Origin of the sequence: Sphingobacterium sp. JUb20, assembly GCF_004342035.1 — a bacterium.
GTDB classification, from domain to species: domain Bacteria; phylum Bacteroidota; class Bacteroidia; order Sphingobacteriales; family Sphingobacteriaceae; genus Sphingobacterium; species Sphingobacterium anhuiense.
In genome coordinates this window covers 197,066-210,355 of the sequence record NZ_SLYV01000001.1, presented here as the reverse complement: position 1 = coordinate 210,355, position 13,290 = coordinate 197,066, and the positions used below count along the sequence as shown (strand labels likewise).

Genomic DNA, 13,290 nt, shown 5'->3' with positions numbered 1-13,290 from the left:
GTGTATAATTTATTTTAAAGATTTTATATGCGATCCGTATTATTTTGTATGCAATCTATATTTTCTGAATAAATGATGAGAAAATGACCTTGTTTGTTTTGGGTATGAAGTGGCAGCAGACAACCTAAACTAATTAAAAGCCGCACAGTTGTATGTACCGTAGACCAACCAATATGATGCTTTTTTCTCAATTCATACCAGAAATCATCAATGCTTTCAATTTTCTGAGCTCGGCAAAGAGCGGCTATAATGATATGACGTCTCTGGCTAATCATGTATCCCTGATCAGTCAATTTAGCCAGTATCTGATTCAAGCTATTTTTCATAATGAGCAGATTGAGTATCGATAGCAGATTGGAAAACAAGTCCAAAATTTTTGAAAGTCTGCTCTGCAGTTCTGATCAAAATTGTTTTTTCGACTTCGGTGTGGGCAATATTGTTCAAGACTTCGATAAAAGAGTTCCACATTTTTTCTGTATTTTCTCCATAGCCCGAAAAGAAGCTAAAGCCATTTTTCATACCATATTTTTTTAACATTTGCACAATATATGGTCCCCCCATAATTGAACCCTCCAAAACATATAAAGCTCCCAGAGCTTCAATGTGGCTGTTAATTGATGGAGCTATTGCATTTAACTTATCATCGGTATGTTCACCTAATGCTTCAATATCATGTTTAATGTATAAGGAATTCCGACGGTCAGTATAGTGTGGCATTAATGCCGGAGTGACATAAGGTTCTATAGCCTGTTCTACAGCTTGAAAATAGGCATAAAATTTCTTTAGTACTTGCGCATAATCGGCTTCCGAACGAATGTTTTTCATTTCAAGAATGACCGCTTTTTCTAATTGCTGATGAGCAACCTGAGTGGCTCGTTTTATTTCATTACTTATCATAATACAAATTAGACCACTCTTTTTAGTTGTTGTTATATGCAATCCGTATTTATTTATATGCAATCCGTATTATTTTTAATAAGTCTATATAAAAATTTGTTTATAGCTCCCTGAAAGCTTTCCTTTGTAGTACAATGAAACATTATCCTATTCTATTTCTCGTCTGCTTCATTTTTATAGGGGAGACGCTACATGCTCAAGCAAAACGTATAATCACACTAAGTACTGCATTAAGTGAGGTCACCTATGCCTTGGGGGCAGGATCAAAGATTGTTGCCGTTGATGTGACCAGCGAGTATCCTCAGGAAATTAATAAGAAGCCACGGGTTAGTAAGGATCGAAATGTTTCCCTTGAAGGTTTATTGTCATTTAGACCAGACCTGGTATTAGCACCACCTGCTGAATTATCGATGGCAGTAGAGACAAAATTAAAAAAGTTGGGAGTCCGTGTGGTGATTATACAACAAGAATATTCGGTAAAAGGTGCACAACGTTTTATTCGAGAAGTTGCAAATACCATTGGAGAGCCACAAGCTGGTGTACAATTAGCGAATAAAGTTAATGCAGAATTAGGAAAGGTGATGGTAAAATTGAATGGTGCAAATAAAAAGCCGAAGGTTTTATTTGTATATGCGCAGGGAGTTGGTTTAATGAGTGTCGCAGGAAAAGGCAGTCATATTGAAGCTATAATTTCATTAGCGGGAGGTCGAAATGCTGTTCAGGAATTTAATGATTTTAAACCTTATAGCACAGAATCCTTGATACAAACAAATCCGGATATCATCCTACTTTTTGATTTTGGTGCATCGAGCCTTGGAGGAAAGCAAGGTATTTTGCGTATGCCAGGTGTTTCGTTGACCAATGCAGGAAAAACAGGTCGGATAATCTCTATGAACGGTCCCTTATTGATCAACTTTGCCAATAGATTGCCTCAAGCAATAGCCGAATTAAACAAACTATTATACCCATAATAAACCATAAATGGCTTTTAAAATTAGGAAGAAAAACTTCAGTTTTATTGTTCTTACAATTTTACTTCTTATCGTTTCTATACTTTCACTTAGTCTTGGTGCTATATATATCCCAATTAAAGAAGTTCTTTTATCACTGGCCCAATCGATGGGATTATTTTTAGATAACCCTTTGGACAGTTTATCCGATGGCGTGATTAAATTAGTTCGTTGGCCACGCACACTGATGGGAATACTTGTTGGCGCAGCCTTAGGATTAGGGGGAGCATCAATTCAGGCGGTTTTTCGAAATCCTTTAGCAGAACCAGGCCTCATTGGTATATCGGCAGGGGCTTCGTTAATGGCAGCGTCTATTATTGCTTTTGAATCGTTGTTATTTACAGCTATAGGACAATTATTAGGGCATTATATACTTGCATTTGGAGCATTTTTAGGTGCTGGAATTGCAACATGGTTTGTGTATAGAATTTCCCTGTATAAGGGACGGCCTCATATCGGAACTATGCTTCTGGCAGGAGTAGCTATTAATGCATTGGCAGGTTCATTGACAGGCTTAATTTCTTATTTATCTAATGAACAACAGTTGCGTACAATTACTTTTTGGCTATTGGGAAGTTTAGGAGGGGCGAGTTGGGAGGCTGTATTTACCTTATTACCATTTGTTATGTTGGCCTTCATACTATTACCGATGCAAGCTAAGGCGTTAAACACTTTTGCATTGGGTGAGCAGGAGGCAAAGCAAATGGGACAACGTCCGGATCGGGTAAAATTCAGAGTAATTATTCTAGCGACAATGGCTGTTGGAGCGGCAGTCTCGGTCGCAGGTATAATTGGTTTTGTAGGCTTATTGGTGCCACATGCTGTTCGAATGTTGGGTGGATCAGATAACCGTTTTGTATTGATTGCTTCAGCATTATTTGGGAGTATTATACTTACCCTATCCGATTTAATAGCACGTACCATTGCTATACCTTCCGAAATACCTATTGGTGTTGTGACAGCTTTATTGGGGACACCTATGTTTATTTATATTTTGATTAGAGATAAAAAAAAGATCATCGTTTAATTTCAAGTCGTTATGCTTATTGCTGAAAATATATCGCATACTATTAATGAAAGAGATACCTTAAAAGGTATTAATTTTATTGTAAAGCCAGGTGAGCTGGTTGCACTTTTGGGTGCAAATGGTGCAGGGAAATCTACTTTAATTAAACTTTTAAGTACTGAATACAAGAACACCAAAGGTGCCATAAGACTACATGGACGCTTGTTAACCGAATATAACGAGCTTGAACTCGCCCTGATACGAGCCACTATGGTGCAACAACCACAGATTGCGGCAGATTTTACTGTTGAAGAAGTTGTATTAATGGGGCGCTATCCACATTTTACTAATTCTCCGCAAAAAAGAGACCTAGAAGTCGTTCAACAAACGATGTCTCTATGTGGGATCGATCTATTTGCAGACCGCTCTATTTTAAGTCTTTCAGGAGGGGAAAGGCAGCGGGTCCATTTAGCTCGGATTTTAGCGCAGGTATGGGATACTCCTCAAGCATTGCTTCTATTAGATGAACCGATTTCAGCGCTAGATCTACAATATCAGCATCAGACATTAGCAATAGCAAAAGCTTTGGCAGAAAAAGGATGGATGGTAATTTGCGTATTGCATGACATCAATATTGCGGCACAATATGCCCATCGGTTATTGCTAATGAAAAATGGGCGGAAAATGATGGATGGTACACCTCATGAAGTGCTGAATACCAGAAATGTATACACCATATTTGGAATAGATGCGGAAATAGTCGTTAACCCGCGGACCTTACGTACTTATATTATCCCCAAAGAAGTAACTATCGCATCATTAAAAATTAATAAAGAGGAAGCAAACGAATTTGTAGCATAAAACATCAATCTAATTTTTCAACTCACTTGGTGGGAGACCAAAGTATTTTTTAAAAGCAATACTAAAATTATTTTGATGAGAGAATCCGACTACCGCTGAAACCTCAGAAATACTCATTTGATCAATCAAGAGTAGATCTTTTGCTTTTTCCATCCGGAGCCTGGTTATAAAATCATATACTGTAATACCGAAATATTCCTTAAATCCTCTTCTTAATTTAAATTCATTGATTCCCACCTCACGGGATAGATCCTTTTGAGTAGGGGGAACGGTGTAACGTTGTTTTAAAATATCGCGGGCCTCTTCTAATTTAAGGATATCATCACCGCGTATGATTTCTTGTTCTTGACCTCGACCGCCCAATTGTTCCAATTGATACATCAGTAATTCCAAAATATGTGCCTCCGTATGCATACGCTTTAGTTCTCCTTCTTGTTTGCAATTGATCATATCATCAATAACACGGCGCATTTCTAAAGTAACGAAAAAATCCTCCGGAGCGAATGAAGTGTAATTTCCAAATTCTATTTCCCTAACAAAGTCTTCGTGTAATATGGAGTGCCGATCAATCAAATTGAAATAGTAATCTTTACTTAAAACAATCAGAAAATACATATAATCTATATTTTCCTTGATCTCATGTTCATTTGTCGTGGTAGGAATATAGCGTATATTATGTCTACTTTTTCCATACAGAGCATTTGGCTTACCTTTCATCTGGTCAATGGCCTTTTTATAAAATATAAATTGACTCGTAATTGTCTCACCCTGTACCTCTGTGTAAATCTGAGTAGGGGAGTCAAAACGCATTTCTGCATGGACCAAGAATAATCCACCCGTAGTAAGCTGCTTTGTTCTTAAAAATTTATTATCGCTGCTAATGAAAATATCTTTTTGATCCAATAGATAATTAGGGATATAATGATCAGGAACCTCTTCATTAAAAAGGTAATCATCGATATTTTCAATGCGGGATTTTATTAACATGATTGTCTTGGATGTTTTAACAAAAATAGTTAAATATTCTTATTTATACTAGCAGTGTAGACTAATTAAAAATAATAAGCACGGATATTACCATAGAATGACAGCATTCCTGGTTGTATAAAACGATTCTTCGCTTTTCCACTGTAATTTTTGAATTAAACATGATTTTAGAAAGAATAAGCTTAAATAATACGGTTAGCATATAAAATAATACGGATTGCATATAAGCTTTCTAATATAGATTAGGCACATTTGCAATGCCTTATTTAGAATTAGATTTAATAACGAACACTTTGTGAAATGATGTTCTAAAATAACCTGTAAATACACGTATTATTTAACTTTTAGTCAGGTAAAAGGTCAATTAGGCAGTAAAAAAATCAATTTGATTGCAACAGCAACTATAATAAATCACGCAGTATAATAATATACAATTTAAAATGATAAACAAAGGAATACATACAAGGATAAAATATGCCACCGCTTTATTTGGGATTATGATGACTATGATTTCTTGTGGCGATGTTTACGATCTCAATGGATTTGATTGGGAACCTGAAACACCTTTGAGTGACTCCGTATTCAATAGAGAGATTTATATTCAAAACTATGGCGATAATCTTCCATTGGGACACAATCCTTTGGATCAGATGGATCCGATGTTATTTAGTTTGGAAAAATTTTCTTCCATTAATCTAAATTATAAAAGTACAGAACGTTGGGATTTATCTTTTTCAGGAATATTTCGAAGCAATATTTCGGTCAATAATGGTCGTGCACCGGGTATTGGTTATGGCAGTTCAGCAATAGGAGAGGTTGCTATTTTAGATACACCATATAGTAAATTAACGCATGTACCAGACGATATCAGTTTTGCTGTTCCTGGAAATGTTGGCCTAGATGCACAAGGTACGCTTAGCTATGAAATGGGCCATGTCGTTTATACTTTTGGAGGCAATTTTATTAGGCCAGATAAAGTAACGGGCTATGATGAATCTAATCCTAAAGCGGCCCAAGAAGCTAATCAATATAGACACATGTTGTACTGCCTATCCGAAGATCTGGTGAAAAGTTTTCCAAAGGCTAAAAATCTACAAGGAAAACCTCTAAGACCTCGCACCATGATCATTAAAACTGCAAGAGGAAATTATGTTAAACTAGAAACACAATCCGTATACAAAGGAGTCAGCGATCCTTTGGTCATGCGTCGCGGATACACCGTACCCATTTACACTTTCCGCTATATGGTGATCAAGGCAGATGAAAGACGTTTTGGATTTGTTGCTAGAAAACCTTCTCTAACGGTGAATATGTCCAATAAAGAAGTAACAGTAGGAAAATAATAATCGATTTAAATATCAAAATAATTAACAATAATGAAACATATAATACATGCAGTACGCCTAAGTTTATTCAGTATGTTGGGTCTTATTTTTTTAAGTTCATGTACTAAGACAGAGCAAGTAGATTTCGAAAAGGAACCTCAGAACAAAATGATCGAATATAAGATCATAAATAGTCAACAGCAACTTATGGGCGCTATTGATCAGGATCAAAATACAATCAATATTTACATACCTTATTATTTAGGCGTTGATTATCTCGTGCCACAAATTAAAATGGATAAAGGTGCCATATTAATTGATGAGAAAGGTGAAGAAATTAATCTCGACGGTGGTGTAGAACCGGTGCGTGTCGGTGATGCGGTCAGCTATCGCGTCAAAGGTGAGGATAATGCCGTTCGTACCTATACCTTAAGTTTACATTTTCTTCCCTTTAATCAGGAGTTGACAGCTAGCTACACCACTGCTATGACCGATACAAAAACGGAACGGAAAGCAGCAACAGATCCGTTTAAGGTTTATGGAAATTTTGCTTCAACCAGTACATTTGCCCACTTTACTTTTACGGATAAAGCCACTGGGAAAAAGTATAAAGATTTTACTAAAGTTATTTCAGTAGCTCCTAGTGAGGCGTATTATACCATGAGTGTCGATATCGTGCCAGAAGCTATAGCAGGAAATTACGAAGTTGAACTTGAACATCAAGGCAGAACTGTAAAATTGCCGGATATGGAGATTTATTACGGGATGCCTTTCCCATCATTTTTTGATAACCCAAAAACTTATGCTGTAGGTGATAGCATCACTTTTATCCCTTCTTCTTTCGGCAGTACTTCTGGGCAAGGTGTATACTTAGAGATAGAACGCGCGTACATGGTTATACTTGAACCAGCCAAAGTACCAACAGGATTCCCACTGAGTTCTTTTGGTAAAGAAATAGAACTTAAAGTTGCTTCACAGAATAGAAGAGAGGTGAAACTGCTTATGCCTGATTTACCTAATGGGACATATCAATCTACAAGTAATCAGATACTTATTTATTTTGACTATGCACCAAATACGGGTTATGGTAAAGGTATTCGTACTGGTGTTTTTAATACAAGCTTTGAGATAACACCTAAAAAATAACTAATACGACAACAATATGAAAAATATATATAACTTAGGTCTATCGATCTTAGCAACGGCTTTAATCGGTTCATCTCTTTTGACCGTATCTTGTGAAAAAACAAAATACGAATATCTAAAAAAGCCCTACACCGATATTTTAAGTTTTAAAATAGCGTCTCCAATCGAAGGGTTAGATTCTTTAAATGCTGTTATAGCGGGAGATAGCATTAGTATTTATTGGGATCCTTCTTTAGCGTTGCCCAATACCATTAGTCCTAGGATTTCTGTGGCTAATGCGGCAAGTATTAAACCTGCTTCTGGTGAGGCGGTTCCATTTTCTGACAAGACCGTATTTACTGTAACCGCAGAGGATGGTACCATTAAAGAATATCGATTGATACCTTTAGTCAATACGCCGATACCAAATATTTTCAAGAAAACGAGTGCACCGGCAGTTATGGCCTGGGGACACGGGATATTGGATCCTTATCAATCTTTAAGAGCTCCAGATCCGGCAGGTTATTATTTCTTTGTAGGTAAGGATCAAACAGCAGAAAAGGTGGAGATGCTATATGCTAGATCTGGTAAGACCGAGCTAATGCCCTTAGAGACTTTTGTAAAAAAACATCAATTTACAATTGAGGGCGAGTACTTTCTTTCTGGACAGGGTCCATCAAAAGATTTTCGCGTGTTTTTAAGACGTTTAAGTGACGGTTTCGAGATCGAATCCAATATTGAAACCTTGACCGAAAATAAGATCAATTCAGATTTCCCAAAATATACCTCCGTGCTGGACACAGGAATGCATCAAATGATTCTTAAAATGAACGGACGTACATTTGAAGGGGATAAAATAAGCATTGGACCTCCACCACCAGCCTATTTAAAAGGTGATTTTAAATTCAATCAAATTGGACAAGCTTTGCGTGTTGGAGATGAAATGAGTTTTAATTTTGATAACATTCATGATGATTTTGATGGTAAAATAGTTGGATATTACCCGTTAAAGAACTTGAGTCGCATTGAATATATTTTCCATAATCGAGGTGCCAATGTTGTTTCTTATCACAATGTCCTCGCGAAAGACTTGACCATTGTTGGCAATCAGGTTAAACACAAAGCAACTCTGGCCGTGATCCAAAATCCCGCAGATTTGATATCGGTATCTTTTGCATTCGCTTATAAAGATAGAAGGTCTACCACTTCATATAGTTTAGCTAAAAAAGTTTTTCCTATGCCAGAAGGGACAAGGATCACGAAAGCTCTGGATAATTAATTACTAAATATTTTGAAAAAAGTATCTTGGGTAGCGTTTTCTACTGGAAAATCTACCTGAGATATACTTTTACTGAAGACATACCTCATGTACATAAAATCCTTAAGTAAAAACAAGCTACTTCAATTGTTTAATATATCTGTATTGTTGCTGCTGTTGAGCTCCTGTTATAAATTAGAAGATTTAACACCAAATTTTGAAGATGCCCATAGTACTGTTGTGTATGACTTGCCAGGAGATACTTTGGCCACAGATGGTTGGGAACAAAAGCTAGAGTCTGGAGATATTTATTTGCGACAACGTTATTACACATCACGTTGGACAGATTCTATACGTTTTGTACCTATTAAAAATGAAATTATCAATGCTGCAGAAGGAATAGAGATTGCTCAAGTGGACATGTCTGCTCAGGAATGGAAAGATGCAGTTCTAGCTCGTGAAGCCCAGATTAAATGGCTACCCAATGCAACTGTACACCCAGCTAATGCGGTTAATAATAACGCATATTTAAATACACAAACCAATCTACATTACATTCGTCGTTCAAACCATTGGTATCAAATGGAAATTAAAGTGAACTTCAAGGAAGAAGATCGGAAAAATATAACGATTAACTGGAGAGGTTTTTCAAGTATACCGCCGGCTGCTCCAAGTTTAGGTTGGGCATATCGGGACAATGAAAATTTCCGTGTTTATCGCTATAACGGTATGGCTTGGGAATTGATCACAAATAATGCAAATTACAATGAGAATACAGATTTTGTGCAAGTACAATTTGGTAAGAGCGGTAAGGAAGCTGGAAAATATAGCATTTTTTTATTCCGTTTTAAGGATGGCTGGCAACAGTTTATTCGCGATGCAGCAGATTCTGCACGTTACCTAAAAACTTCAGAATGGGATATTGCTTTTACCGGCGAAATGAATAGCACTATCTTTTTAAATAATGGACGTAATAAAATAGGACCAAGCACAGGAAGTCCGATTACAAAATCATCTTTGATTATGTATAATTATGGCTATGACTTTATGAATGAAGCTCCTGAAGATGAATTTTTCGATAATAGGCCCGCCGAAAATCTATTGATCAGTTACACATCTCAATTTGGTCCTGGAGTTAATTCATGGTATGAATACGGAAGTACTTTTATTGCCAAGCCATTTCCTTACAGAGCCTACTATCTCCGATTAGAACAAGCTGATGGCACATATCTCTATGGAAAAATGCAATTGATCAGTATGTATAAGGGAGCTCCTGAGGTACTGACAGACCCCAATTGGCCAAATCCCTACATGACCTTTAGGTTTTTCATCCAGAAAGATGGAAGTAGAAATCTGAAAACAAAAAATTAATGAACAGCAATTAAAAAAATATGAAAATATATATTACGATTATAGCTTTCATGTTTTCCATTATTACTTCGACTGAAGCCCAAACTTTTAGAATTAAAGGTCAAGTGATAGATCGTGAAGGTAAAGGGATACATAAGGCCACCATTCGTATCCAACCTAGTGGAAATACAACTTTGACAGATAGCCTTGGCAATTATACTTCCCAAATTCCGAATAGTAGTGTAAGCCTCGAAGCCTCGGCAATAGGATTTAAAACTTATAAAATAGCTCTTAAAAATGCCACCGCAAATTACCAGATTGTACTGGAACATGATCAACAGCAAATCGATCAAGTAACCGTGCAGGGTCGTCGGATTAATGCCAATACCGAAACGTTAGTAAAAATTGAAAATTCCATCATGCCAGTGACCGTAATTGATAGACGGACCATAGAATTAATGGGTAGCCGTCGATTGGATGAAGTGGTTAAGGAGCAGACAGGTATAGCGATCGTCAATGATATTGGTGCGGGAGCAAGAGCAGTAGGAGTTCAGATGCAGGGATTCGGTAGTGAATACATTATGATCCTGATAGATGGACAGCCAATTGTTGGACGTAATAACGGAAACTTTGATCTATCGCGGATCAGTGTTAATAATATAGAACGGGTTGAAATTACAAAAGGTGCAGCCTCCAATATTTACGGGGGCGATGCCTTAGGCGGTACAATCAATATTATTACCAGACAAGTCATTCTTGATCCGCAGGCATTATTTTCCGGAAGCTATGGGAGTAACGAGACCTTCGATGTTTCTTTAGATGGAGAAGCCCCTATATTAAATAAAAAAGGTGCAATCTCTCTCGGGGGAAATTATTACCACACAGGTGGATTCAATACTTCCAAAGGGTTGATCAAGGGCAGTACCATGCCTCCATATGATAATTACGCAGGGCATGCACGCTTTCGATATAAGTTTAATGATCATAACACTGCCTCCGTTAGTGCGCGATACGGTTTACGAAGAAGTTTTATGGATAAGGCTTTTGCAGGAACTGATTATCAGACAAAGGACGTTCTGGATGAAAAAGATTTAAATCTTATGGTCAATTTTGATCATCGTTTTAGCGAACGCTGGCGCAGTATGACTCGCTACTATTATACACGTTTTGATGTCGATATGTTTGTTTCTTTAGTACAAGGGGACAGTCTAAATCAGACCAATTTTGGACAGAATTTACATCGCTTGGAGCAACAGATCGCCTATACCATTCCTAACCGTTTGGATGTCATTACAGGTGCGGGTGGAACTGTAGAAAGTATCGATCAGAATATTTTGGATAACATCAATGAGATTAAATCCTATTTTGCATATTCACAGGCCAATTGGAAAATACTTCCTAAATTGGAACTTACATTTGGTCTACGTTATGACCATATTGTCAAATACGGTTGGCGCTTAGACCCAAGTGCAGCTTTACAATATAAAATATTACCGACTTTAACAGCCAAGATGGCCTATGGAACAGCCTTCAAAGCACCGGATATGAAAAAATTATATCAGGTTTCATATGATCCAGGAATTAACAGTATGGTTTTAGGAACAAATACCATGCGCGATGTCATTAATTCCTTAAGAGAATCAGGTCGAGTGAGCCAATATGAACTGGAGCCTATCTATGATGAAATTAAAGGCCTTGCTCTGAATGCTGAAATGAGCAAGTCTTATAATTTTAGCTTAATCTGGGAACATAGCAGTAAGAAGCTTCGCGCCGAAGCAAGTGTGTTCTATCATGATATTAAAAATCAAATCAATCGTGTTTTAATCGGTACAGATGTAACAGGAGGATTAATATACTCTTACCAGAATAATCCAGAAGCATATTATAAAGGAGCTGATTTTTCTTTTACCTATAGTCCTTTGCATGATCTACATATCAGCGGCGGTTATCAGTATTTGATCGCTAAAGATAGAAGTATAGCCAGAGAAATACGTGAAGGAGGAAAGTATTTTGATCCCTTATTTGATCCGGTCGGTGGTACTGTGAATTATACGCCATCTTCAAAAGACTACTGGGGAATGGAGAATCGATCCAACCATATGTTTAATGCTCGTGTATTCTATACCTATCAACCGGTGCAGATGACTTTTAATATGCGGTTAAATTATAGAGGTAAGTATCCGTTCAGTGATCGTAACAATAACGGTTATTTGGATCGCTTTGATACATTCGTACGTGGGCATTATCTCTTAAATGCAGGTATTGAAAAGAAATTCCCCGTAAAGCGTTTAGCTCTAAGAACATCTGTAGAGAATATTTTGAATTTTATTGATTCCAAAATGCCTTTTCAGCCAGGAAGAATATATTTTGTGGGACTAAACTATCAGTTATATCGTGATCAATAATAAACATTTGGATAGATTATATAAACGTCAGGACATGTTTTACTATAGCCTATCGGATTCGATTGTTTCAAGATTATCCAAAAAATTAGTCGCAAAGGAAAATAAATTGTAATAGTATACTTGCTTGATATTAGTTTATGTTTGGTTTTTAAAATCCTTGTCTGTTCATTCAGATAGGGATTTTTTAATTACTTTTAAGTCTTAAAACGATAACGAATGAGCAAATATAAAATCTGGATTACTATCTTCATTAATTTAATGATAAGTGCTTTGTACTTTAAACAGATTTTATACAGCGAGAATCTGTTTCCGATACTTAAAACGAAAGAAATATTATTGACACCATTTTTATTATTTTACACAGTATTAGGAATCGTAATCTGTCTTTTTCTAGATAAAAAAATAGTTAAAAATCAGCATATTACTTCAGTTATTTTATTGATGGTTATACTTGGTTTTTTGATTTTCCCAGTTTCGTTCCTACATCATAGAAGTGGATACGAACTTGCACTACCGTTCCTATCAACCCTTGTAGAGCCCATTAAAGTCAAGTACTTATTTGGCCAATCTATCAAAGTTTTATTGCAGAAAAGCATTGTTCTGATGGTGATCAGCTTTTGCTTGCTCTTTTTTGTATCCTTCTTTTTTAATATGGATTCGACCAATTATCTTTATGCTTACGGAGGAATGTATTTTCTGATGTTGGCAATTCTAGACTATTATTTTCATCAAATAAAATTCAGTTCTCAACCACATTGATTGTTTAAGACTACAATAGTTAACTATGGTTTTACCGACATGAAACTACATTCAATTGAAGCAGTAATTGATCCCGAAAATGTGGCCTGCCAAAGTATTAGAGAAATGTAATTTTATTAAAGAAGGATATTTTAAGGAAAATGAGTTCTACAACGGACAATTTTTGGCTACTGTCATTTATTCGAAAATAAATGGATAAGTAACATACTACGTATGAAGAAAAAAAAGCCATGTACATTACATGGCTTTTTTCGCTTTAAAAGCATATTTCATTGTCCTTTCTTTGAATGAACAGGTCACATTAAAT

General features: G+C 36.4%; 11 protein-coding genes. 8 read left to right on the top strand and 3 right to left on the bottom strand.

Features of this window, described 5'->3' with window-relative positions; all coding sequences use genetic code 11:
• Positions 1-23: 23 nt before the first annotated feature.
• A complete protein-coding gene (locus tag EDF66_RS00910; protein WP_132839870.1) occupies positions 24-326 on the bottom strand; it encodes a hypothetical protein in 303 nt (100 codons plus the stop codon).
• Complete coding sequence (locus tag EDF66_RS00905) at positions 316-897, bottom strand: biliverdin-producing heme oxygenase (protein ID WP_132839868.1); 582 nt, start codon at positions 895-897, stop codon at positions 316-318. Before EDF66_RS00905 ends, EDF66_RS00910 begins: the two co-directional genes overlap by 11 nt.
• A gap of 134 nt (positions 898-1,031) precedes the next feature.
• Between EDF66_RS00905 and EDF66_RS00900 the strand changes: the two genes are divergently transcribed.
• From EDF66_RS00900 to EDF66_RS00890, 3 genes are read left to right on the top strand one after another with little or no spacing between them, the layout of a single operon-like run.
• Positions 1,032-1,868 (top strand): hemin ABC transporter substrate-binding protein, encoded by an 837-nt coding sequence (locus EDF66_RS00900; RefSeq protein ID WP_132839866.1) that lies wholly within the window; start codon positions 1,032-1,034, stop codon positions 1,866-1,868.
• A gap of 10 nt (positions 1,869-1,878) precedes the next feature.
• Positions 1,879-2,934 (top strand): FecCD family ABC transporter permease, encoded by a 1,056-nt coding sequence (locus EDF66_RS00895; RefSeq protein WP_132839865.1) that lies wholly within the window; start codon positions 1,879-1,881, stop codon positions 2,932-2,934.
• Positions 2,935-2,946: 12 nt separating this feature from the next.
• Positions 2,947-3,774 (top strand): heme ABC transporter ATP-binding protein, encoded by an 828-nt coding sequence (locus EDF66_RS00890; RefSeq protein WP_132839863.1) that lies wholly within the window; start codon positions 2,947-2,949, stop codon positions 3,772-3,774.
• A gap of 9 nt (positions 3,775-3,783) precedes the next feature.
• Here EDF66_RS00890 and EDF66_RS00885 read toward each other — a convergent pair whose 3' ends face one another.
• On the bottom strand, positions 3,784-4,761 hold the full coding sequence (locus EDF66_RS00885) for a helix-turn-helix transcriptional regulator (protein WP_132839861.1): 978 nt from the start codon (positions 4,759-4,761) through the stop codon (positions 3,784-3,786).
• 440 nt (positions 4,762-5,201) lie between these two features.
• On the opposite strand from EDF66_RS00885, the gene EDF66_RS00880 reads away from it, so the two are divergent.
• The 5 genes from EDF66_RS00880 to EDF66_RS00860 all read left to right on the top strand — a co-directional run bounded on the left by EDF66_RS00880 (position 5,202) and on the right by EDF66_RS00860 (position 12,224).
• Positions 5,202-6,104, top strand: coding sequence for a hypothetical protein (locus tag EDF66_RS00880; protein ID WP_132839860.1), 903 nt, complete (start codon positions 5,202-5,204; stop codon positions 6,102-6,104).
• Between the two features lie 33 nt (positions 6,105-6,137).
• On the top strand, positions 6,138-7,232 hold the full coding sequence (locus EDF66_RS00875) for a hypothetical protein (RefSeq protein WP_132839858.1): 1,095 nt from the start codon (positions 6,138-6,140) through the stop codon (positions 7,230-7,232).
• 16 nt (positions 7,233-7,248) lie between these two features.
• A complete protein-coding gene (locus EDF66_RS00870) occupies positions 7,249-8,490 on the top strand; it encodes a hypothetical protein (protein ID WP_132839856.1) in 1,242 nt (413 codons plus the stop codon).
• An 87-nt stretch (positions 8,491-8,577) separates the two neighbouring features.
• Positions 8,578-9,840, top strand: coding sequence for an HmuY family protein (locus EDF66_RS00865; protein ID WP_132839854.1), 1,263 nt, complete (start codon positions 8,578-8,580; stop codon positions 9,838-9,840).
• 20 nt (positions 9,841-9,860) lie between these two features.
• Positions 9,861-12,224 carry a TonB-dependent receptor gene (locus EDF66_RS00860; protein ID WP_132839852.1) on the top strand — a complete coding sequence of 788 codons (2,364 nt, stop codon included), beginning with the start codon at positions 9,861-9,863 and terminating at the stop codon, positions 12,222-12,224.
• Positions 12,225-13,290 lie beyond the last annotated feature (1,066 nt).